Annotated in this window: 17 protein-coding genes; 5 read left to right on the top strand and 12 right to left on the bottom strand. The window is 39.5% G+C overall.

Going from position 1 to position 23,345, the window contains the following annotated elements:
• Nucleotide 1: 1 nt before the first annotated feature.
• The 8 genes from SAR02S_RS04000 to SAR02S_RS03965 form a co-directional block, all read right to left on the bottom strand.
• A complete protein-coding gene (locus SAR02S_RS04000; protein ID WP_198133068.1) occupies nucleotides 2-526 on the bottom strand; it encodes a nitrate reductase cytochrome c-type subunit in 525 nt (174 codons plus the stop codon).
• Entirely contained in the window at nucleotides 523-1,356 is an 834-nt protein-coding gene (gene napH / locus SAR02S_RS03995; RefSeq protein ID WP_041957077.1) for a quinol dehydrogenase ferredoxin subunit NapH, read from the bottom strand. Before napH ends, SAR02S_RS04000 begins: the two co-directional genes overlap by 4 nt.
• Entirely contained in the window at nucleotides 1,353-2,174 is an 822-nt protein-coding gene (napG, locus tag SAR02S_RS03990; protein WP_041957075.1) for a ferredoxin-type protein NapG, read from the bottom strand. The genes napH and napG overlap by 4 nt, the downstream gene beginning before the upstream one ends.
• 27 nt (nucleotides 2,175-2,201) lie before the next feature.
• Nucleotides 2,202-4,988, bottom strand: coding sequence for a nitrate reductase catalytic subunit NapA (gene napA, locus SAR02S_RS03985; protein ID WP_041957073.1), 2,787 nt, complete (start codon nucleotides 4,986-4,988; stop codon nucleotides 2,202-2,204).
• Nucleotides 4,989-5,273: 285 nt separating this feature from the next.
• A complete protein-coding gene (locus SAR02S_RS03980) occupies nucleotides 5,274-6,665 on the bottom strand; it encodes an OprD family outer membrane porin (RefSeq protein ID WP_041957071.1) in 1,392 nt (463 codons plus the stop codon).
• A gap of 273 nt (nucleotides 6,666-6,938) precedes the next feature.
• Nucleotides 6,939-8,030, bottom strand: coding sequence for a methyltransferase (locus SAR02S_RS03975; RefSeq protein ID WP_041957069.1), 1,092 nt, complete (start codon nucleotides 8,028-8,030; stop codon nucleotides 6,939-6,941).
• A gap of 268 nt (nucleotides 8,031-8,298) precedes the next feature.
• Entirely contained in the window at nucleotides 8,299-9,543 is a 1,245-nt protein-coding gene (locus tag SAR02S_RS03970; RefSeq protein WP_041957067.1) for an HD domain-containing phosphohydrolase, read from the bottom strand.
• Between the two features lie 193 nt (nucleotides 9,544-9,736).
• A complete protein-coding gene (locus SAR02S_RS03965) occupies nucleotides 9,737-10,873 on the bottom strand; it encodes a nicotinate phosphoribosyltransferase (RefSeq protein WP_041957065.1) in 1,137 nt (378 codons plus the stop codon).
• A gap of 162 nt (nucleotides 10,874-11,035) precedes the next feature.
• On the opposite strand from SAR02S_RS03965, the gene SAR02S_RS03960 reads away from it, so the two are divergent.
• The 3 genes from SAR02S_RS03960 (at nucleotide 11,036) to SAR02S_RS03950 (ending at nucleotide 12,818) form a co-directional block, all read left to right on the top strand.
• Nucleotides 11,036-11,248, top strand: coding sequence for a 4Fe-4S dicluster domain-containing protein (locus tag SAR02S_RS03960; RefSeq protein ID WP_041957064.1), 213 nt, complete (start codon nucleotides 11,036-11,038; stop codon nucleotides 11,246-11,248).
• Nucleotides 11,249-11,763: 515 nt separating this feature from the next.
• Nucleotides 11,764-12,111 (top strand): CidA/LrgA family protein, encoded by a 348-nt coding sequence (locus SAR02S_RS03955; protein WP_041957062.1) that lies wholly within the window; start codon nucleotides 11,764-11,766, stop codon nucleotides 12,109-12,111.
• A complete protein-coding gene (locus tag SAR02S_RS03950) occupies nucleotides 12,108-12,818 on the top strand; it encodes an LrgB family protein (RefSeq protein ID WP_041957060.1) in 711 nt (236 codons plus the stop codon). Before SAR02S_RS03955 ends, SAR02S_RS03950 begins: the two co-directional genes overlap by 4 nt.
• 30 nt (nucleotides 12,819-12,848) lie before the next feature.
• Here SAR02S_RS03950 and SAR02S_RS03945 read toward each other — a convergent pair whose 3' ends face one another.
• The 4 genes from SAR02S_RS03945 to SAR02S_RS03930 all read right to left on the bottom strand — a co-directional run bounded on the left by SAR02S_RS03945 (nucleotide 12,849) and on the right by SAR02S_RS03930 (nucleotide 17,237).
• Nucleotides 12,849-13,418 carry an RBBP9/YdeN family alpha/beta hydrolase gene (locus SAR02S_RS03945; RefSeq protein WP_041957059.1) on the bottom strand — a complete coding sequence of 190 codons (570 nt, stop codon included), beginning with the start codon at nucleotides 13,416-13,418 and terminating at the stop codon, nucleotides 12,849-12,851.
• A 102-nt stretch (nucleotides 13,419-13,520) separates the two neighbouring features.
• Nucleotides 13,521-15,149, bottom strand: coding sequence for a methyl-accepting chemotaxis protein (locus SAR02S_RS13650; protein WP_052433516.1), 1,629 nt, complete (start codon nucleotides 15,147-15,149; stop codon nucleotides 13,521-13,523).
• 133 nt (nucleotides 15,150-15,282) lie between these two features.
• Complete coding sequence (locus SAR02S_RS03935) at nucleotides 15,283-15,498, bottom strand: hypothetical protein (protein ID WP_041957058.1); 216 nt, start codon at nucleotides 15,496-15,498, stop codon at nucleotides 15,283-15,285.
• 47 nt (nucleotides 15,499-15,545) lie between these two features.
• Nucleotides 15,546-17,237 carry a methyl-accepting chemotaxis protein gene (locus SAR02S_RS03930; protein WP_041957057.1) on the bottom strand — a complete coding sequence of 564 codons (1,692 nt, stop codon included), beginning with the start codon at nucleotides 17,235-17,237 and terminating at the stop codon, nucleotides 15,546-15,548.
• Between the two features lie 303 nt (nucleotides 17,238-17,540).
• Here SAR02S_RS03930 and SAR02S_RS03925 point away from each other — a divergent pair, with 303 nt between their 5' ends.
• Entirely contained in the window at nucleotides 17,541-18,269 is a 729-nt protein-coding gene (locus tag SAR02S_RS03925; RefSeq protein ID WP_041957056.1) for a response regulator transcription factor, read from the top strand.
• Between the two features lie 12 nt (nucleotides 18,270-18,281).
• The gene (locus SAR02S_RS13160) at nucleotides 18,282-23,291 is read left to right on the top strand and encodes a PAS domain S-box protein (RefSeq protein WP_052433515.1); all 5,010 of its coding nucleotides are present in this window, start codon (nucleotides 18,282-18,284) and stop codon (nucleotides 23,289-23,291) included.
• Nucleotides 23,292-23,345 lie beyond the last annotated feature (54 nt).

Genomic DNA, 23,345 nt, shown 5'->3' with positions numbered 1-23,345 from the left:
GCTATCTCACGCCTTCATTAAGGTTATCAATGAGGTTTGAACGATTTTTCTCACTCTCTTTACGATAGTCTGGTTTAAAATTATTTTGAACCAAAGGCTCGTTAGCAGATTGAGGCACATGGCATGCTGAACAGTTATAGCGAGCTTGACTCATCTCTGTCAACACTTTTTGCGTTCTCATATCGAAAAAGTGAGACTTAGGAATCGGTGTCGCTTTCACTGCCTCAGCAACTTCAGGCAAGTGACAACCCGTACACGCATTGCTCTCTTTCGTCATATCCAGCATTCCTTCCACATCATGTGGAATCAATGGAGGTGCATTTTCAAACGATCTTTGAATCACTTTTGATTCACCTGCAGCTACAGTAGAGTACGATGTTGGCTCACCTACAACGGTTTTTTCGCTGTAGAGATCCACCTTTCTAAGCCCTAATTCTTCTTCATTGTACGATTGTGTTACGGCACATCCAGTAGCGACAATAATACTAAACAAAGAACCCATTATTAACGTTTTTGTACTAATCATTCTTTTTCTCCTACATTTGTGTTAATGTAATTCCTCACACCAAAAGAGAGTGCATCACTCTCACACACCTCAACGCATCTGCCACAGTTGGTACACTCTCCCGAAACAATCGCTCCGCTTTGTTTGGAGATAATGCCAAGAACCTGTTTTTCAGGACAAATCTCTTTACACTTCATGCACAGCGTACATTTCGTGTGATCGTGTTTAACACGAATCAGACTGAGTTGCCCGACCATTGAGTAAAACCCACCCAAAGGACAGATGTGTCCACACCAGCCATTTTTTACAGCAAAAAGATCAAACAAATAAATACAGAGTATAGGAGCAACACTTAGCCCCATTCCAAATATGATACCTCGACTTAAAATCCCTATAGGACTTACCATCTCAAACGCCGCAATGCCTGTAATGAACGACAATATAAGCGTAAGGGCTAAAACCCAGTACCTTACATTGCGACTCATCCACACTTTTTTCTCGACAGATTTATCAAGAAGAAGAACTCTGCGTGTCCAGCTTGCCGCATCGGTTACCATATTGAGTGGACAGACCCATGAACAAAAGGCACGACCTCCCACAACGATGTAAAAAAGCAGTATCAAAGCGCCACCCAAAAGAACATCAAGTCCTAAAAGTGCTCCAGCTGTTAACATCTGCAACAAAGCAAATGGATCGGCTAAAGGAAGCTTTTTCAGCACTAAAGATGCACTGAGATTGCCACTTAGAAACATAAAGCCATACGTGTTTGCCGCAACAAATAACCCAAGGATGCCCAACTGAGTGAAACGTCGTGCCATCATAAATCGGTGGCTTCTTATCCATTCTCTCATTTGAACAACTCCTCATTCGTATTGAGATAATCTGTCGCAGACTTCTCGCTACGTTTGGTATGGGTCGTGACATCACCGCTTGCTTTTTCTAAGCGCTTTTCATCACCCTGCTCCCAGCCCTTGATGTAGTGTGAGCCAATGGCACCTTTAGCAATTTCCAAAGGCAACACATGAATCGCCGCTTTTTCAGTGACACACGCTCTCTCACACAAACCACAACCCGTACAGGCGAGACTGTTGACTATCGGTGTTAAGTAGGCATGTTTGCCGGTTCGTTCATTTCGTCTATACTCTAACTTAATCGCACTGTCCATAATAGGACACGCTCGGTAACACGCATCACACTGGATCCCCCAAAACGCGATACACGACTCAACATCAACGACGGCAAGTCCCATACGTGCTTTGGTGATGTCAAATTCTTTGACACCCTCAGTGATCTTGGAAACACTTTTCGCATCCAGTGCTCCGCTTGGGCATACAGGCACACACGGTATGTCTGTACACATATAACACGGAACCTCTCTAGGTATGAAAAAAGGCGTTCCCATAGGCTTCGTGTCACCTGGCTTGGCAAGACTGAGCGTATGGTATGGACAGGCAGTAACACACTGACCACACTTGATACATAAACGCATAAAGTCTACTTCAGGGACTGCGGCAGGAGGACGAAGAATCAACGGAGCTGATTTTGCCTCTTCCAAATACCCTGTCCAAACCATGCCACCTAGCGCCATGAGTCCACCACTTTGAGCCATCAAAGCGAGAAATTTACGACGATCGGTGATTGCGATTTTATTTGTTTCGTGATTGCTCACAAAAAGTCCTTTTACATAGTGTATGCATTAAGCTTTGTAAAGCTTAACCGCACATTTTTTATAGTCTGTCTGTTTAGAGATCGGACATGTTGCATCAAGGCACACTTTGTTGATGAACACTTTCTCATCAAACCAAGGAACATACACTAAACCTCTTGGAGTTCTGTTACGACCTCTGGTTTCAACGCGTGCTTTACACGAACCTCTACGACTCTCGATCCAGATAAGTTCACCTTGTTTGAAGCCTTTAACTTTGGCATCTTCAGGATGCATATAACACAATGCTTCAGGAACGGCACGGTAAAGCTCCGGAACCCTCATCGTCATCGTACCACTATGCCAGTGCTCTAACACACGACCTGTACATAACCAGCTGTCATACTCTTTATCTGGCATTTCGCAAGGATCCATATACGGTCTAAAGAAGATTTTAGCTTTGTTTTTAAGAGAGAATGTCTCTTCGGTTGTTGGTTTCAAAAGATTACCACGTTTGAGTGCTTTTGCAGCGTCACCGTAAAATGCAAACTCGCCATTGTTCGCTTTTGCAGCGTATGGGTCGTATTTTGCATTAAAACGCCATTGTGTCTCTTTACCATCGACAACAGGCCATTTAAGTCCTCTTACTTTGTGGTAGGTGTCAAAGTCAGCCAAGTCATGTCCATGACCCATACCAAATTGACGGTACTCTTCCCAAATTGCTTTTTGCAAGAAGAAGCCATACCCTTTCCACTCTTTACCATCACTGCCCATTACGCCACGTTTGTCACCAAAGACTTCTGTGTTGTCAAAGCCTTCACCAATCGGGTCTTTTGCTTTAAATGATTTAAAGAAATCATTGGCAAAAAGTACGTCATAAAGCGTATCTGTCTCTTTATAACCCATTGCTTTTGCCGCTTCAATGACGCTAGGAATTTTGCCACCTTTGATCGGTTGCTCGCCCCATACATCTGCGATGGTAAAGCGTTTTGAAAGCTCAACCCACTGCCATGTATCACTCATCGCATCGCCTACTGGGATAACTTGTTGTTTCCACTGTTGTGTACGACGCTCTGCATTACCGTATCCGCCCCATTTTTCATAAATCATCGCTGAAGGTAAGATAAGGTCAGATACTTTGGCTGAAATTCCTGGATACGCGTCAGAACAAACGATAAAGTTGTCTAAGTTACGTGCCGCTTTAATCCAGTGTTCTGCATTGGCTGTGTCTTGGTAAGGATTACAGACGTTAACCCATGCAAATTTGATTTTTCCACTCTCGATTTGTCTGTGGATATTCATAATATGTTGGTAGCCCATAGGGTTTAATGTACCTGCAGGAAGCTTCCATACTTTTTCAGTTACTTCTCTGTGTTTTGGAATCGAAACATCCATATCCGCTGGAAGCCTGTGTGTAAATGTTCCAACTTCACGCGCTGTTCCACATGCACTTGGTTGTCCTGTTAGTGAGAACGCACCTTCCCCTGGTTTTGCTTGTTTGCCAAGGAGGAAGTGAACCATATATGCTTGTTCATTGACCCACGTACCACGTTGGTGTTGGTTCATACCCATGGTCCAGAAGCTGACCACTTTTCTACTTTTTTCGATGTAAAGGTTTGCAAGTGTTTGAAGTTTTACTTTGAAATCTGCAATGCTCTCATCTGGATTACCTTTTGCAATTTTTGCAACATAGTCCAACGTATAAGGCTCTAAACCTTTTTTGAAATCTTCAAAGCTAATTTCCCAGTGAACGCCCGCTAAGTCAGCTTTATCCATAACCATAGTATCGCCAGCTTTAATGCCTAAGTGAGCAAGACCTGGAGCTTCTTTCTCGGAGATAACTTTTTTGTCTTCTTTTTTGTTAATCTCTAGCTCTTTTTCAGAGTAGCCGTTTTTACGTGCATCTGCTTCGGTTCGCATACCGTAACCGATGTTAGCAAAACCTGTTGCAAAAATGGTATTTTTCTTAACAAAATCCCAATCAATCGCTTCAGGGTGATTGTAAACAATCTCTCGAGCAATGTAATTCCAAAGTGCTAAGTCTGTACTTGGTGAGAAAATAATCTCAATATCCGCAAGATCAGAACTTCTGTGTGTGTATGTAGAGAGATTGATGACTTTCACATTTGGGTTGGAAAGTTTACGATCGCTCACCCTTGACCAAAGAATCGGATGCATCTCCGCCATATTGGCACCCCATGTCACAATGGTGTCGGTCAGTTCAATGTCATCGTAACAGCCCGCAGGCTCATCAATACCAAAGGTTTGCATAAATCCAGCAACCGCTGAAGCCATACAGTGACGTGCATTTGGATCGATCGCATTTGATCTAAAGCCAGCTTTCATAAGTTTTGCAGCAACATAGCCTTCATGAATGGTGTATTGACCTGAACCAAACACACCGATCGCTTCAGGACCACCCGCTTTCATCGCGGCTTTCATGTGTTTTTCCATCTCATCAAACGCTCTTTTCCATGAGACAGTTTTGAATTGACCTTTTTTGTCAAACTCGCCTTTGTCATTCATACGTAAAAGTGGCTCTTTGAGACGATCAGCTCCATACATAATTTTGGCATTAAAATAGCCCTTGATACAGTTAAGTCCACGGTTTACTGGAGCTGCTGGATCACCTTTTACTGCGACAATTTTACCCTCTTTAGTTGCCACCATAATACCACAACCGGTACCACAGAAACGACAAACGGATTTGTCCCAACGCCAACCGGCTTCTGCTTGCTCGCCCGCAGCTTTTAGCTCGGTAGGTACGCTAATACCCACAGCAGCAGCAGCGCTTGCAGCGGCAGTTGTTTTTAGAAAGTCTCTTCTTGAAAGCGACATATTGATACCTCCTGATTTGAGTTACGTGGTCATTCTATCACTAAGCAAAAATCCAATCTATGACTTAAGTCAATACTTTAGTTTTATAAATTTAATTTTACCGAGAAATAGGGTTTACATGTAAAAATATCGTTTAATTTTTTTGAAAGATTAAAGTAAACTTAGAAAAGGTAAGAATAGCCTCTCTCTTTTTCTTAAAATAGGAAAATGTGAGGATTTAGGAGTTGAAAGAAGAAACAGTGGCATCATTGCCACTGTTTTAGAAAAGATTAAAGCGTGTCAACATTAAAATTTGTAGTTCGCTCTAAATCTCATTTCATTAGAATCTGTTGAACTAGCAGCTGTCGCACCAAGTGCTGCAACATCTTTTGTAGCACTTTCATACTCAAGGGATAGTGTTAAACCTTTAAGTGAAGGGATGTCATAAGCAATTTGCCCTTCCCAGTATTTGGTTTTCGTATTACTAGAGGCATTATTCAATATAGCGCCTACAGCCACAGATGAAGCATCTTGCTTGACTTCTACATATTGACCTAAGACTTTAAGACCCGTAACACCGACTTTTGTAAAATCATAACCCACTTCGACTTTGTATGCATCTGTATTTGCACCAGAAGTTACTTCAGCACCTTTGATGAGTGGAGCTGTATACGTTGTAGGACCATTTCCTGCACCTAAAAGAACAGATTGGTCACTTGATACGGTACTATAGGCAAGAGATGCATTAAAACCTACTAGCTCTTTAAATCCAACACGTCCTTGGTACATATCACCTTCAACATGGAAACTATCAAATGTAGCATTTGATGTTCTAGAACCACGGTATGTTGCATCAAAGAGTAATTTCATAGTGCTTAAAGGCAACACATAGTTACCCTCTGCATAGAAAACGTTTGCATCTCCACCATTGGTTAATTCAACATCATTAACAAATAAGTATTGACCTGTTAATGTCAAGTTTGTGATTGATGTGTTAATCGCAGCAGCTGTGTATGCTCCGTCAAATGTAAAAACGTTTGATCCTCCATTAGCTGCGCCCGTTCCGTAGAATACAGCTTCTTTTTTAAAGGTAGGCATCTGTGAATCACCACCTGCTACGCTTTTATCATAATCGGACGTTCTACCTTGGAATTTGTCAGAGTAACCAGCAACCAATGTTGTGTTTGGTAAGTCTGTGTTGATAAGAACAGCTGCTTGGAATGCTTCTTTAATCATACGTGAGCCAGAGCTGTTAACCAGTGGGCTTGTAATAAATTGGCGACCCACTTTTGCAGTTGTTTTACCAAGAGTATACGTTACATAGGCTTCTGAAAGTACCGCACCTGAACCATACATATCTGCAGCATAAAGATTTTTTGCATCTGCGTCAGCAAATGGAGCAGCGCTTCCTTGGAATGTTGCACCAAGAGATAAACCATACAATGAATCTGTTACATAACCAAGCATAACACCTGTAGAAAAAAGGTCAGAGTTACCTTTACCAAGTGTTCCTGTCGCCCCTGGCGTAGACGTAGCTGGGTTAGAAGCACCTGTATCTCTGTCAAAATACCAGGCTCTTAATTCGCCCGTTACTTTCCCGTTTTTAAATGCGTCAGCAAGTGTATCTGATGCCGCAAAAGAGCTAGATGCAAGACCTGCAACTACCATAGCTGCCAAGCTAAGTTTAGCTAATTTCATATTGCCTCCTGAATGCAGATTAGACTTCATTACCTATCGCAATGGGATTATGCAAAATTATGTAAGAAATCTGTCAAAATCTTACATCAAATGTATAGCATGAAAATAGCATAAAAGTTTAAGACTATTTTAAAATTAAACAGGAGAACTAAATTGAAAGAGAAAAGCTCCACCTCAGATGAGGTAGAGTAATAGTTTAGGGGTGTGGACTTGACTTTTAACTTTACATGTAACGTTAAAAACTGTTATGAAAATACAAAAGAATTTGCCCTCCTACACCTCTTTTTTCTCTTTTGGTGCTAAAACCCACAGTTCGACTTTTTCATTCTCTCTTGAGTCGGTACGTTTTGTTTTTTTCGATGATGCGCCAACGTCTCGTCTGAGGTGTAACTCTTTTCTAAAACGATCGTTATTTTGTAGTTCTTCGATGATGGGATGAGCGCTTTTTTCATCGATGACTTGCGCTAGATTTGAGAAGAGTAGCACGAGTTTTCCCTCAGGATTAAGGTGCTTTTGGGCTTGTTCAAAAAACCGTGGAAAAAGCTCTTTTTCATAATAAATCGCCTTATCTAGCCCCTCTTCCAAAGCATGTTTTGCCAATAACCAAGGAGGGTTAAAGACAATCACATCCGCTTTAACATCGCAATTTTCAAATAAATCACCATGATTGAGTGTTGTTTTCTCTTCATAGCCCAATCGCTTGCACTCTTGCGCAACACCGATAATCGCATTTTTATTGGTATCGGATGCGAAGATGTTTTTAAAACCATTTTGGATGAGTTGAAACGATAAAATGCCACTTCCTACACCGATTTCTATCGCCTTCTCTTTTGAGCCAACGTATTTTTTGAGCCATTTGTCAAAAAGGCTTAAATGCTCAAACCGTGTGGGGAAGTAAGTGCCGTAAAATGGGTGAAGCGTGATGCCCAAGGTTTTCACCTCAATGCCTTTTTGATACCACTGCCACGAACTATTCATACCCTGAACTTCAGGAAAAGAGACATAAAAGTCAGCAATTTCGGGGTATAACACTTCCAACCAGCCAATCTGTGGAGACTTCTTCACAACCAGTTTATGACCTTTGACTTCCAATAATAGTCGATGTGAAGCTTCTCTAAAGGCACTACGAAAATCGCGTTGTCCTTGAAATTTTGTGTCTGTATAATAACTTAGAAGCGTTCGTTTAAGTTCAGCCAAAACCTCTAAGCCATTGCTATAATACTCTTCAACCAGAACATACGTCCCTTCTATCATCTGCTGGACGGCAGCCTTTACATTCGTGTCATGATAGAAACGTATCACTTCGATTTCTGAGGTGATGATTGGCGGTCTATCGGGTTGGAGAGTGAGTAAATCGTGATTCATGGATGATGCCTTTATAGTGTGGTGCAGTTTAGTGTATAAAGGCTTTGGTACGGGTTGGTGCTTAGATTCCTGATGATTTAGAGAGTAAAAGCATTGTAAGTTTTTTTGAGAGAAGTCTGTGAGAGAGGGGCAAGAAGAAGATGCGATGCTAAACTTTTGGCGTTTACAATCTTTTTACATGTAAAGATAACAACGTAGCCTATCCCTCTTCGTCCCAAGTAAAACCCGTAACCATTTCAACATCAAAACAATTTGACATAAAATTTCTTTAAAACGTATGGCAAAAACTCTCTGTAGCTGTTTTAGCACAGGCATAGTCGTAACACTGCGGCAAATATTCTTTTAGCTTTAAGACGATATTTTTATCCAATTGATTTTTCGTGCATAAATCATCAATCATATCATAAGCCTCTTCTTTGCTTAGACCATATCGGTACGGTCTATCTTGCACCAATGCTTGAAAAATATCTGCAACGGCTATAATTCTTGCCGTAAAAGGAATTTCTTCCTCTCCTAAACGATAAGGGTACCCTTCACCATCAAGTTTTTCATGGTGCAAAGATGCAATTCGGGCAATGTCTTTAAAGCCCGTTATTTTTCTTAAAATGATGTCCGAATCAAATGCATGACGACTCATACTAAGCGTTTCATCCGCATTAAGGGCCATTGGTTTATTGAGAATGTCATCATTTACCCTCAATTTTCCCAAATCGTGTAAAAGTCCTGCTAACTCTACATGTTCACAATTTTCCTCAGGCAAATTAAATAATTCAGCTAAATAACGAGAGAGCATACTTACCCCAATTGAGTGTTCAGCTGTAAATTTACTTTTAGCATCAACAATATTCGCAAACATTAAAGCAACTTCTTTGATCTCTTCAAAAGAAAAAATATGATTTTCACATCCCTTAATCCATTCATGCAAATAGCTATCTAATGCCTCATTCTCCAAATAAAACCAAAAAGATTTTTTTGAAGAAATACGAAGAAATGCTTCTGCTAATTTTGGACAAAACATAGTGTTAACATATTTTTTAATCACTTCCTCAATTGAAAAAATAGCTTTAACCCCTAGCGAACTCATTTGTGCTCGCAGCGCATCAACTCTATCCACTAAATATATGAGATTAGAAATTTCTTTTTCTTGAGTCGTTAATGTCTCAGGAAATGCATCCCAATGGGTATGATGGTATCTGACATAGGTTGCAAGATGAGCGTACATGGCTGTTTTTTTTAAGAGTTTTTCACCAATAATTGCATGTACATCAGAATTATTCCAATCAAGCTCATTGACGAGATGCGTATGGACATATGTTGAAGAAACACCACAATCATGGAGCATTCCAAGTGCTATAAGCATATCAATTGTATTTTTATCCCAGTCTAATTCTTTGGCAACTTCTGCCGCCATATACGCTACTCGCTTACCGTGTAAGATATCATCAATACCTACTAAATCTAAAGCTTCCGATAAAGCATAAGTAACTTCTCGTATATTAAGATTGTAGTTCATTCCTATTTCCTTTGGCAACAAAACATAAAACGAATCATTTTTTATTTTATTATACTTTTCAAATGTTGTATTCGTGTTATATTCAAATCAGTTTTTCAAATATTTTTCTCTTGAATACTGCTTCCTGAAAGTTAATAATTTAGAAATTCAGAGGTCAATTAGCACCTTACTTCCTCTACAAATCTTAATCAATTTAATGACTTTTTTTGAGCAAAAATTCCCTTCCAACTTTAACCCTTGGCACTCCACCATAAGCAATGATGTCGGCAGTGGCATTAGTTTCACTCCAACGATCTGGTAAAAAGGAACCCGTACCGATAATGTCGATGGGAGCTTTTGCCCATGCCATCGAACGGCACTTTTGCGGTGTAAAGCCCGAAGAAGCGATGATGCGCACTTTGGTAAATCCTGCGTTGTCAAGCGTTTCACGCATACTCCAGATAGCCGCCGCCGAAACGCCTGTGCCGATAAGATCGTGCAGTTCCGCTTCGGTGCGGTAGTCGCGTACGGCATCAGGTGCATGGCGTCCTAGAACGTCATAGCTTTTTTGGGTATCAATCCCTTCTAAAAAACGTCCTCCGTGCGTATCGAGGCGCACGGCTATCTTTCCCTCTTGCGCTAAATCTGAAAACGCGTTACACACTTCTAAGGTATCGGTGATTTCTCGACCGAAATAATCCGCTAAGATGGGGATATTTTCGTTAGGAAAACATTCATGGAACATTTGAGCGGCATGAAGTGTTGAACCTGCATAGCCGATGAGGGCGTGAGGAACCGTGCCTAGTCCTTTTTCACGACCAAAGAAATGCGCTGTCGCATCGGTTGCATTGCCGATAAATCCTACCGCTTTGAGTGTGCGTTGTGCCACGTCTGAGCCAACCGATGCACCATACGCCATCATTTCAGCCATTTCCGTCCCTGCGCAATGGCGCGCGTCCATCGCCAAAAAAGCGACGTTTGGAAGTGTTTGGCACATTTCATACGCGTTGTAAGCGGCGACGCAGGCTGAGCCTAATTTTTGTAGGATGAGTGTTTCAAGTTCCGCTAAAAAAGCAAAAGAACCACTGAGATAAAACAGAGGTTCACCTGCTCCTACCCATGCGCCCTCCTCGTGCATCACTTCGATGGTGACGCTCATTCCGTTCTTTTTCGCTTCTACCTGAACCCACTGCGTGGCTAAACGAGTTGCGCAAAGCACTGGGCGGCGTAAAAAGAAAGCGTACGTTACGTCCGTATCGCCAAAATGCTCGATGATCGCTTTGGTGTTTGAAAAATATTTATCAGTCCATGAGGGGATGTCAATGGCATCAAGTCTGTTACTGTTTTGCATACAGCTCCTTGTAGTTTCATTTTCACTTTATAGTCTCCTTTTGCTATACAATTGCTTAGAGCAAAAAGAGAATGACTTCAAATAATTTATCTGCAAAGCTATTTTCATGCTACGATCTTATTGTAAGATTTTTTGATTAAAAACCCCAATTAAGGAAAAGTTATGGCAGTAAAAATTACAGATATCTGTATCGCATGTGGAGCGTGTATCGATGAGTGCCCAGTAGAGGCTATTGTAGATGATAGCGACAACCCAACGGGTGCTGATATTTATTATGTCTACGCTGACAAATGCGTTGAGTGTGTCGGTCATCATTCATCACCTGCGTGTATGGAAGCCTGTCCAACAGAGGGCTGTATCGTTTTAGGTGCTTAATACCTTGGTTAGCTAACGCTAGTATAAAAGGGGTTGGAACTAAAGACTTTAGTTTCAACCCCTTACTTCAAAGCCTTTTTAAAATATCGGGCACTCTTTTCCATAGCAATACGGGTTAAATTTCTTTTAATCGCATTTGATCTCCACATCCGCCAAAAGCTTTACATGTAAAAATTCTTCGGAGAGTTTTGAGGCAATTTTCAGCACCATATATACCCAAAATCCACACGTATCCTGAACTTTTTTGCATCGAAACGATGGTAAATTTCCGTACTTATCTCACAAAAATACCTTACAGAGACCAAGCACATTTTTTCAAACCAGTTTGTTTAAAGAAATCGAAGGCTATGCGCACATTGCACTCATGGAAAGGGAAGATGTGGAGATGATGAAACGCAACCCTACGCTTAGTTCTTATACTGGCTTGGCGTTTCACTCAAGCATCTAATCAAAAGCTATAAAGCACATCAAAACTAAATTCTGTATAATCGATCATTTAAAACTTTAGGAAAGCCATGTTACACGGTATCTTAACCCTTTTACTCTTCCAGTTTGTCGGAGAGTGTATCAGTAAACTGTTTGAACTCAAAATCCCTGGAGCCATCATCGGTATGGTGTTGCTCTTGCTCTTTTTAATCATCCGTAAAGGGAGTTTTCACGCACTTGATAACGCAGTATTTTGGTTGTTACGCTATTTGCCACTCTTCATCATCCCAGCGGCAGCAGGCATCATCACGCAGTTTGAGACCATTTCAAATGAGCTGGTTGCCATTCTCGCTTCTTTGATTGTAGGGACATTTTTAGCCCTTGCGTTTAGTGTAAAACTAATGGATATTTTGATCTCACGCAAGGAGAACAAATGAATGTTGACGCACTGATCGCTTATGTGATGAACACCCCTCTAAGCTGGATTATCATCACGATAAGTGCCTATAAAATCGGGATTCTCATTTATGAAAAAAGTGGCAAACACGCTTTATTGCAGCCTATCGTCATCGCGTATGTCATTATGCTTCCCATCCTCTTACTGGCGAAAATCCCCTATAAACAGTATTTTGATGCGGTCTTTATATTGCACTTTTTTCTAGGACCTGCCACGGTTGCGTTAGCCCTTCCGTTGTATAAAAACCTTAAACTGATTCAGTCCTATTTTCTGCCCATCATCATCACGCTTTTCGCAGGTGGCATCTTTACCATCCTCAGTGCTGTTGGCATTTTGTGGCTTTTTGATGCTTCGAAAATTACAATGCTTTCGATGACCACCAAATCGGTCACGGCACCCATTACGCTCATCACCGCGCATGACATCGGAGCCAATGCCTCATTAGCCATTGGATTTGTCGTCATCACAGGACTTTTGGGAGCACTCTTTGGCACTTTTGTTTTTAAACTTCTAAAGATCAAACATGACGCAGCAAAGGGGTTTGCCCTAGGTCTTATCTCTCATGCAGTCGGAACAGCAAGAGCCTTTGAGATCAGTGAAAATGCAGCGGCGTTTTCTGCCTTGGCAATGGGTTTAGTGGGAGTATTTATCGCTGTGGTGTTGCCAATAGTGATTGGGTTTTTATAAGATTACATGTAACGTGTTTGGTGTAAGAAACTATGCAGACTTGGTAATCATCTGCTTGACTATCTCGTAAAGCTCTGGGAATGTTTCAAACCCTTCAATACCGAGAAAATGTCCTCCACGAGGAACTTCAAATAAAGCACAATCGAGTTTGGCGCTCAAAGCTTTGGTAACGTAAGGGGGGACGTACATATCGTTATCGGAAAAAATGACATACTTTTGGAGGGTATTGCGCGCAAGCTCTTCATAATCAAGTGTGACATCGACAAAAGAATCAAGGATGGGGAACGCTTCGAGGGGTTTATCAAAGGGGGACACCAAGATCATGCCTCCTAGGGTGAAACTCTCTTGGAGACTATCAAGATAACGCAAAAATGCTATACTGCCTAAACTATGCGCGATAACAAACGTTTCATTTGTAGGAGTCCCTATTTTGTCACGAAGTTTGCTAAGCCATGCCTCAACCTTTGGCTCAGCTGAGTTTGGCATACGCAATACTTCGACATCAATGTCATACACGGAGTGTATCTTCTCTTGCAGCCAAGGAAACCAATGATCATACGGCGAAGCAGAATACCCATGAATAATAGTAACTTTTTTCATTCAAGCCTCTTATGCATTCTTTCGATTATAATACATCAAGAGTTTAAATGAATTGTTACTCAACCTTTTTTTCGTCTCTGTAATGGTTCCTTTTTTAGAACACTAGTGTACTTTAAAGCCATCCATTTTATTGGAGAGCTTTTCTGTCATATAGCTTAGATGATCTATAGCGACCATCATCTCTTTGGTACTTTTTGAATTATCAGACGAAGAGACTTCAACCTCCTCAAGATTAAGAGCGATGGCCTTGATTTGAAAAGATGTCTCATCGGCTTGTTGCGCACTCGTTTGTGCAACTTCTGTAATTTTATCAATCGAACTTGATACATCCGTCAGTGCCAGCTCTATGTCAGATGAAGTCTCCATAACACTTTTTATTTTTTCGATATCGTGTTGCATTGTTTCACTCAAATCACTAATGGACTGTGTGATCACATTGATGGTGGCATTGGTTTCAACCAGAGATTTTTGTGTTCTCTCTGCTAATTTTCGCACCTCATCTGCCACAACTGCAAACCCTCGTCCATGCTCCCCAGCCCTTGCTGCTTCAATAGCCGCATTGAGCGCAAGCAAGTTCGTTTGATCCGCAATATCGGAGATAACACTGAGTACATTTTTGACTTGCTGTGTATCTTCAACAAGATGAAGAAGCTTATCAGATAATTCAAGTTCGCTCTGAGAATTTTCTCTAATTTTCTCCATAATCGCCATCGTTGCCATTCTTGTATTTTTGAGCTTTTGAGAAGCTTCTGCGATCTCTAATTTGCTGGCGTTGAGGGTACTTGAACTATAGGTAGCCGCTTCTCTGATAGGTTCTACTTTCTGAACGGCATTTTGGAGCATGGTTGATTCACCATAGACTCTTGTTTCAATAGCCTTAGCAGTGGCGATAAGTTCTTCAGATGCCGTTGCATTTTCAATGGTAAGCGTTTTTGCCTCTTCGATAGTCAGTCGTATTTTTTCAATAAATGTATTGAGCAGTGTGGCAACATCAACGATCTCGTCGCGTCCATTCAATTCAAGTTTTTTTGTCAAATCACCATCACCCTTTACAAGTTCCACCACAGCTTCATTAATCATCATCAATTTTGATGTAACGGCTTTTATCGTTAGAAAAAGTATAAGCAAGATAGCTACAAGTGACAGTGAGACCGTAGCGATCAATGCTGTACCACTTTTTTCTAATATAACCGTAGCATCTTCTTCATCTTGCAAAGCTTTTTTATTTGCCATCTCTACGAGTTTATCGACCATCTGACGATGCACTTCATACTTATCGCTAAGGATAAGCGAGAGTTCTTGAGCTTTTTCATAATGGTGTGCTCTAAGAGCTGGAATATACTCTTTTTCGATGACATCAAAAAACTCAAGCACTGGTTTTTTGGTATGTTCCAAAATATACTTTCGCATTCCAGCATCTTTGAGATTTTCATCCCAATAGCTTTGTCTTTCCATATACTCTTTTTTGAGAGAAGCCATTTTAACGATCAGTTCATTTAAAAAATTTTCATCTTTGGTTTCAAGCATCCTATACGCTACAAGCCTGCTTTCAATGATGTATTCAGGAGGAGGAAGAATGTCTGCGATTAAATCTTTGGAGAGGATAATATCGTTGTATTTCTCCCCTTTGATTTTTGTGGCTTCGATACTGATATAGGAGACAACGGATACTGATATTAACGCTAAAAAAACACAAAATCCAAGAAGCATAAGTTTCGATTTAATGGTCACTTTAATTTCCTTGTAAAATAATATATATATTTTATATCTACTTATGATTAAATTTTAATCATAAGTAGACTTCTTTTTTTATCAGTAGGAATATTCTATGCTGTTAGAGAATAGAATAGGATAGATCGTGGATTTAATGACTCACACGCTTCACATTTTTGATGACGCTTTTCCAAATTTTTAGTATCCAACTCTGTTTTTTCATCATCTGTTTATAGTGATATTCTGGCATGAAGCGTACTACTTTTGTCTCAGGATCTACAAAAAAACCTAACCGCTCTTTTGTAAAATTATCAGTTAAAATGTGATCATCACCAATGGTATATTGTTCCCAAAATTCTTTTTCCATCGTACCATTCCTTATCAAATTCACTTTTTAAATCGCGAATTTGATCATCAGGTTCTAAACTCCGAGAGTTTGAGGTTGAGCATTTCTGTCATTTTATTGAGATGTTCTGCCGCACTGGCTATCTCTTCGACACTTCTCGCGTTTTGACTTGAAATGTCATTGATTTGGCTTACATCACTGATCATTACGGTAATATCATTCCCTGTTTGTACATAGTTTTCAACGGTTTTATCTGAAATAGTCGTTGTTGTTTCCATGACACGTGAAAGCTCATTGATCTTCACCTCCACATGACTCGCCGTATTGGCTAATGTTTCTACTTTTTTAGAATTAGCGGTCATTTGCTCGCTACTATCCATAATAGCTTGAACAATGACATTGATGGTGGCATTGATCTCTTGTAAGCTTTTTTGAGTGCGCTCGGCAAGCTTTCGCACTTCATCCGCAACCACAGCAAATCCTCGCCCATGTTCCCCCGCTCTTGCTGCTTCAATAGCTGCATTGAGGGCTAAGAGGTTGGTTTGATCGGCGATGTCGCCAATGACTACAAGCACTTCTTTGACTTGTTCAGCATCATGGCTGAGTTGTTGAATTTTGCCCGCAAGTTCAACTTCTGTTGCGGCACTGCTTTGAATATCTTGAGTCAGCGCTAAAATAGCACTGTTCGCTTCCGTTAAAAAAGTATTGGCTTTGAGCAATTCAGATTTACCTTCGTTAGCCTCACTAATACCTTCACTGAGCTCATTTTGTAAATTATTGGCTTTTGTCGTTGTCTCTGTGACAATTTTCATGGAAGTTTCCACCGCTCGTCCTACTTGCAGTGAAGTCGATGAGAGTTCATGAGAAATGGAAGAGTTTTCATTAGAGAGATTTTTAGCCTCACTGATTAAAATACGTACTTTTTCGATAAAACGGTTAATGCTATTACTCGCAATAGCTATCTCGTCATTGCCTATAATTTCAAGTTTACGGGTAAGATCGCCATCACCACTTGAGAGCTCATCCGATCGATGGATAAGATCACCTAAAGGTTTTGTGATCGTTTTTGAGACAATAAACAGCATGATACCCAGACTTAAAAGTAACAATAAAATGGATATTAAGAGAAAAGATTGAATTTGTGAAGCAATATTGGCATCAATATCTTTTTGAAGCTTAGCAACGTCTTCATCAACCATATCCACATACATACCTGTACCTATCATCCAATTATAAGGTTCAAATGGAACCGCATAGGAGAATTTAGGAAAAGGTTTGCCATCTTTGTCTTTAGGAAAATCGTACTTGACTAAGCCACCACCTTTTTTAGCCGCTTCGATAAGCTCTTTAATGAGCAAGACGCCATTACTGTCTTTAAGTCCAATGAGATTTTTACCCTCTTGTGATTTATTCGTAGGCATAAGCACATTCACGCCATCGTATTGATAGACAAAAAAGTAACCACTTTTATCCTCTAAGAAACGAATGGGATTGAGCTTCGATAACAGTGCTTCTTTGATTTTTTCATCAGATTCGCCTTTGGCTTTTTCAGCTTTATATATCTCTAAAAGCGTTTGTTTCATAACATTCATCATCTCAGAAAGTTCATCTTCATGCCCTTTATAGGCATCATCTCGGTATTCAGAGACAAACATTTGTGCATTTTTTTGGGTATTGCTGTATGACACACCGATAAGACTCACCCCTAATGCTATCAACGATAGTATAAGAGAGATTAAAATTCGTGTCGAAATCTTCATGTGGTTCTTTCCTTTATCTGCAAAAACTATAGAATGTATTTTATCGGATTGCAAGAGAGGAAACAGTCTCATTTTTGACTCTTGATTGTGTCCAAATTATGACTTTTATACCCTCGCTATGCATAACAGTCATTCAACATAATCAAATACTTTGACATTTGGTTTCTTTAACCTATAATTGTTTTACTTGAGCTGAAGGTGGTAAACAGTCATTTTTACAATATTAAAATGTGACTGAAATATGACTTTTAAAATGCTAAAATCAAAGAATGAAAAAGTTTTGCTCACTGAAGGAGTATTCTCATGACAAACACACTTTTAGCCCTCAAAAATAAAACCGTGCTCTTTGCTGAAGATGATGATGTTATGCGAGAGCAAACAGCCGAAATTTTAAGCATGATTTTTAAACAAGTGTATACGGCAAGAGACGGTGAAGAAGCCTATGAGCGGTATGAAGATGAAAGACCCGATATTATCATAACCGATATAAAAATGCCACGAAAAGATGGTCTAAAACTCATTAAACAAATTCGTCAAAAAGATTATACGACTCCTATTATTCTCCTCACCAGCTTTACAGACCCTTCCATGCTCATTGATGCTGCCAATCTTTCTGTCGATGGTTACTTACTAAAGCCTATTGAATTTGAACAACTTACGTTGACCATTTGCACAGCGATGCAACGTATTCAAAAAGGATTAGGACTCATAAAACTCAGAGAGGATCTTTTTTACAATATTGGAACAAAAGAGATTTACTATAAAGGCAATTACATTTCATTAGGATCAAAAGAGCATGAGCTCCTTGAACTTTTCATCAAAAATCGCCATCTTACACTGACAAAAGAAGATATTGCTACACATTTATGGCCATTTGATCCTATCTGTGATTCTGCGATTAAAAATTTGATTTTACGCATTCGCAAAAAATTAGGAGACGATATTATCCTCTCAGTGAGAAGTATTGGATACCGTTTGAATACATATGATGAGATAAAAGATCTCTCAGATACGTTACATCCCATTGATTAACAAAGAAGTGCTATGATGCAGACCTTATGTTATTTTTTGATCACACTCTGCTGGATGCCATTATCTGGATTGGATTCATTCACTATTTTAGACCAGCATCCTCATATAGTCATCACAAAATCTCCTGCCTATTCACATAAATCGCTCTCTCCCTCAGATGCCTATGAGCATTTTCAGCAAAATCATTTTCAGCTACTTCCAAAACAGGCAAAAAGCTTTGGTTTTTTAGATGAACCCATCTGGATAGGCATTGAAATTCAAAATGGATGTTCTCAAGAACTTTTTCTAAACCTTGCAAATTTATCGTTAGATCATGTTGAGTATTTTATCTATCATCAAGGGGTTTTGCTACAGCAAGGTTCTTCAGGTGCTATGATACCCATCCAAGAGCGAGATATTCAAACGTTCGATTTACGCATACCTGTACTTGAGATCAATGAGCCTTTAGTGTATCTTTTCAAAATCCAATCCCATAACGCACTCATTGTTCCTATAACTTTAGGAACAGAGGGGGCATTGCAACGTTTTGCTTTACCAGACATTATTGCTGTAAGCATTTTCGCAGGGGTTTTTTTGGCACTTTTTTTATACAACTGCATTTTGTTTATAGCAACAAAAGAACGCGACTATTTGTTGTATTCTCTCTATATTTTTTGCCTTTTTTGCCTCATTCTCTCTATGCGAGAATATTTTTCACCTTGGCTCCAAAATCATCTTTATGTAAGAAACGCATTAAGAGTGATTATTATGCAAGCAGGTACTCTCTTTTTCATACTTTTTGCACTCAGTTTTTTAAATATCAAAGAACGCTCATCTACGCTCTATCGCAATACCCTCTTTATAGCTGCCGTGATCTTCATACTCTTTTGCACCATGCCATTGGGTGCAATGGGGCATTATATAGCCATGGGAGCGCTTGTATGTACGATGTTCATATCATTAGGAATGGGAGTATTTGCTAAATATCACAAAAACCCTCTTGCCAATTATTTTCTACTATCGATTGCCGCTTTTTTTATAGGAGGAACCATAACCATTTGCATGGTCATTGGCATTATTGACTACTCTTTTTCTACCTCTATGCCACTCTTGATTGGCTCTATCCTAGAGATGATTTTTTTCTCCCTTGCCCTTGGTTATAAGATAAGACATTTATCACTCGAGCACACGAAAGCTTTAACGCAACTTCAGACACAAAATAAAATACTCTTCTTACAATCCCGTTACACCTCTGTGGGTGAACTCATCCGCAACATCGCCCACCAGTGGAAAGAGCCTTTAGGATCAATAGGCGCAATCCAATCCAATCTTAAGAGCACTCTTGTTTTCCAAGGCAGTGTCAGCAACGAAAAGCTACTCAATGCAATAGAACTCAGCCATGGAATCATCAATCATCTCTCTCGTACAATCGATACTTTTTACCGTTTTTTTCAATATAAAACAGATAAAAAAGAAGAGTTTAACATTGTTGAAGAGATAGAAAATATCAAAAAAATTATCAAATACTCCATGGATACAGATCATATTGAGCTAGTATTTGAAAAACAAGATGCTATGGTCATCATGGGTAATAAAAACGAATTTGCCCATGCGCTTCTCAATATTATTATAAACGCAAAAGACGTTTTTGTGGCAAGAAATATCGTAAATCCTACCATATCTATACACACCTACCAGACCAATAATGCCAACATTATAGAAGTAAAAGATAATGCGGGTGGCATATTTGAAGAACCCATGGAAAAAATATTTGAGCCTTGCATCAGTTCCAAAGAAGAAGGTATTGGCATAGGACTTTTTATCACTAAAACCATTATTGAAAAAAAACTTGGAGGTATTTTAAACGTCAAAAACAGTGATACTGGTGCCATATTTACACTCTCTTTACCACTTGGAGATAGCGAAGTTTCAGAAAATCTTGACACCATAGATGTCATCTCAGAGCCCACACTGCAAAGAATAACACGATTAGAGAGAGAACTCAGCATAAAAAATGCAATAGAAAAAACCCTTAAACAATGGGAAAATATTTTTTCGCAAACACACTGGGCAGTCTCACTCCACAGTGGAATCAGTATTACTTTTGAAATGGTCAATCCTGCTTTTAAAACAATGTACCAATACACAGAAAAAGAGATAAAATCACTGAGTGTACCCGATCTGTTTGCCTCCTCAAATCTTGATTTGTTAGAACAAAATCAAAAAGAAGCCTTTAAAAAAGGCTTTGTATCATTTGAAGCAATTCATCGAAAAAAAGATGGAACGCAATTCCCCGTTAGTATTGATTTGACCGTCATTAAAAATGACGAGGGCGCAATACTCTATTATATCGCCAACATACGAGATATTACCGAACGTAAAGCGACAGAAAAAGACTTACTGCTTAAAGAATTCGCACTCAATAAAATTAACGAAGCGGTCTATTTGATTGATGAACATTCGTTGTTTCATTATGTTAATGAAGGAGCGTGTCAAGCACTGGGTTACTCAAAAGAAGAACTCTCCACAATGGGAGTTGTTGATATAGATCCAAACTGTCCTATGGAGTGGTGGAAATCACACTGGAGAGACATCAAAAAGATGGGGACAACATTAGGAGTATCGCAACACCGACGAAAAGATGGCACGCTCTTTGCGATAGAAGTAAGCTCCAACTACTTCGAGTACAATGGTGCAGAATATAGCCTCGCTATCGCACGTGATATCACAGAGCGCATACTGCTTGAAGAGAAAAAAGAAGATGCACGTATGCACCTCTTTTTTGAAAAACAGCTGATAGGTATGGCGATCTCTTCTCCTGAAAAAAATTGGCTCAAAGTCAACGATAAATTGTGTACCATGTTTGGGTACACCCAAGAAGAATTGACCCACAAAACATGGTCAGAGATTACCTATCCTGAAGACTTAAAACCTGATGTTACACAATTTGAACGCGTTCTGAGAGGAGAAATTGAAGGATTTACAATCCAAAAGCGGTTTATTCGCAAAGATGGTAGCCTTCTTTATAGCAATCTTTCAACAACGTGTATAAGAGACACCGATGGAAGGGCGAGTTACTTCTTAACACTTATCGAAGATATTACAAAACAGATCCATGCATATGAAGCTTTGGCACAAAAAGAGCAAGAACTTCGCTTATTAGCAGACTCTTCTCCTGGTATGATGGGAAGCTTTTGCTTACGCACCGACGGCTCTATGTATATGCCCTACGTTTCACCCAATATTGTTGATCTTTTTGGATTACACCCAGAAGATATGAAAAAAGATGCGGCGTCTCTTCTTGCACTTACGCACCCCGATGGTGCACAACACATTCATGAATCCATTCTCAAATCAGCAGAAGAGATGTCAGTGTGGCATGAGGAGTACCGAATCATCCATCCACACAAGGGTGAGCGTTGGATGGAAAGCAACACCAAACCAGAGCGAAGTGCCAACGGAGATATTACGTGGTACGGCTATGTTCATGACATTACAGAGCGTAAAAGAATTGAAGAGCAATTAAAAGAAAACCAAGCAAACCTTTTAGCGATTATCTCTACAATCCCCGATAAGATATGGCTCAAAGATAAAAACGGTATCTATTTGATGTGCAATCCAGCTTACGAAAAATTTTTAGGAACATATAAAGATGAAATCATCGGCAAAACAGATTACGATTTTGTCACCAAAGAACAAAGTGATTATTTCCGTCAAAAAGATGCTGAAGCAATGGCTGCGAGTACAATTTGTATCAACGAAGAAGAAGTGTTTCAAAATAATGGACAATACGCATTTTTAGAAACAAGGAAAGTTCCTGTCTATAACGATCAAACTTTAATAGGCATACTTGGCATTGGAAGAGACATTACAGAACGTAAACAGATGGAACAAGAACTTGCTGATTCGTACTATTTTCTCAATCATCTTATTGATTCTATTCCAGACCCTGTTTTTGTTAAAGATAGACAACACACCTGGGTACTTCTCAATGAAGCTTTCTACCAACTTGTAGGTATACCACGAAATGAGCTCCTTGGCAAATCCGATTATGATTTTTTTCCAAAAGAAGAAGCCGATATTTTCTGGGCAAAAGATGAGATTGTATTTGAGACCCATGAAGTTAATGTAAATGAAGAATTTTTTACCACAAGCAACGGTAATACTTATTACATTCAAACGGTCAAATCTATGTTCGAAGTGAATGGTAAAGGGAAATATTTAGTTGGAACTATTCGTGATATTAGCAAACGAAAAGAGGCAGAAGATACTATCAAAGAACTTAATATTACATTGGAAAAGAAAGTGAGAGAAAGAACATCTCAGCTTCAAAGTGCATTAGAATTTAACGAGGGTATTATCAATGCAATTCCTGATTTGCTCTTTGAAATTGATAGGAAGGGGAATTATCTCAATGTCTGGGCACAAAATGAACACTTACTTTCAGCTCATAAAAAAATCCTTTTAACCCACAATGTACACGATGTTCTCTCTTTTGAAGCGGCAACCACAACCATACAAGCACTTTCTGAAGCATCGCAACAAGGCTTTTCTTTTGGACATATTATTGGTGTTGATCTCTTAGAAGGAAAAAGATGGTTTGAATTTTCAGTCTCCAAGAAAGCATTGAACGATACTTTCTTAGTACTCTCACGCGATATAACCGATCGAAAAATGACAGAAGAACAACTCAAACTCCTCGAAGCTGCTATCAATGAAGCTGATAATGCAATTTACATCATCTCATCGAATAGCGCTATAGTCTATGCAAATGATACGGCATCACGTATGTTGGGCTTTGAACCAAAAGAACTCGTTGGTATGAAAATTCATGACATCGATATGCTCTTAGGAAGTGAACAAATAGATACCATAGCAAAAGAGCAAGATATAAGCAGAACCTTAACATTTGAAACGAAACACCAAAGAAAAGATGGATCTATACTGGATGTTCATGTGACTGCCACTTACTTTAAATTTAATGAGACAAACTTTGGAATATCACTGGTGAAAAATATCACAAAAGAAAAAGGGGCTACCTAACGTATGAATAGATTCAGCACTATCTTTACGAATGCCATTGAAAAAAATGTAGTC

Source organism: Sulfurospirillum arsenophilum NBRC 109478, from assembly GCF_000813345.1.
Lineage (GTDB): Bacteria > Campylobacterota > Campylobacteria > Campylobacterales > Sulfurospirillaceae > Sulfurospirillum > Sulfurospirillum arsenophilum.
This window is presented reverse-complemented; position numbering and strand designations above follow the sequence as displayed.

Excerpts from the sequence above, each read along its gene's own strand:
- SAR02S_RS13160 (WP_052433515.1), top strand. The coding sequence starts at position 18,282 with ATGATGCAGACCTTATGTTATTTTTTGATCACACTCTGCTGGATGCCA.
- SAR02S_RS03965 (WP_041957065.1), bottom strand. The coding sequence starts at position 10,873 with ATGCAAAACAGTAACAGACTTGATGCCATTGACATCCCCTCATGGACT.
- SAR02S_RS03970 (WP_041957067.1), bottom strand. The coding sequence starts at position 9,543 with ATGAACTACAATCTTAATATACGAGAAGTTACTTATGCTTTATCGGAA.
- SAR02S_RS04000 (WP_198133068.1), bottom strand. The coding sequence starts at position 526 with ATGATTAGTACAAAAACGTTAATAATGGGTTCTTTGTTTAGTATTATT.
- SAR02S_RS03945 (WP_041957059.1), bottom strand. The coding sequence starts at position 13,418 with ATGAAAAAAGTTACTATTATTCATGGGTATTCTGCTTCGCCGTATGAT.
- SAR02S_RS03925 (WP_041957056.1), top strand. The coding sequence starts at position 17,541 with ATGACAAACACACTTTTAGCCCTCAAAAATAAAACCGTGCTCTTTGCT.
- napA (WP_041957073.1), bottom strand. The coding sequence starts at position 4,988 with ATGTCGCTTTCAAGAAGAGACTTTCTAAAAACAACTGCCGCTGCAAGC.
- SAR02S_RS03960 (WP_041957064.1), top strand. The coding sequence starts at position 11,036 with ATGGCAGTAAAAATTACAGATATCTGTATCGCATGTGGAGCGTGTATC.
- SAR02S_RS03950 (WP_041957060.1), top strand. The coding sequence starts at position 12,108 with ATGAATGTTGACGCACTGATCGCTTATGTGATGAACACCCCTCTAAGC.
- SAR02S_RS03955 (WP_041957062.1), top strand. The coding sequence starts at position 11,764 with ATGTTACACGGTATCTTAACCCTTTTACTCTTCCAGTTTGTCGGAGAG.
- SAR02S_RS03930 (WP_041957057.1), bottom strand. The coding sequence starts at position 17,237 with ATGAAGATTTCGACACGAATTTTAATCTCTCTTATACTATCGTTGATA.
- SAR02S_RS03935 (WP_041957058.1), bottom strand. The coding sequence starts at position 15,498 with ATGGAAAAAGAATTTTGGGAACAATATACCATTGGTGATGATCACATT.
- SAR02S_RS03980 (WP_041957071.1), bottom strand. The coding sequence starts at position 6,665 with ATGAAATTAGCTAAACTTAGCTTGGCAGCTATGGTAGTTGCAGGTCTT.
- SAR02S_RS03975 (WP_041957069.1), bottom strand. The coding sequence starts at position 8,030 with ATGAATCACGATTTACTCACTCTCCAACCCGATAGACCGCCAATCATC.
- napH (WP_041957077.1), bottom strand. The coding sequence starts at position 1,356 with ATGAGAGAATGGATAAGAAGCCACCGATTTATGATGGCACGACGTTTC.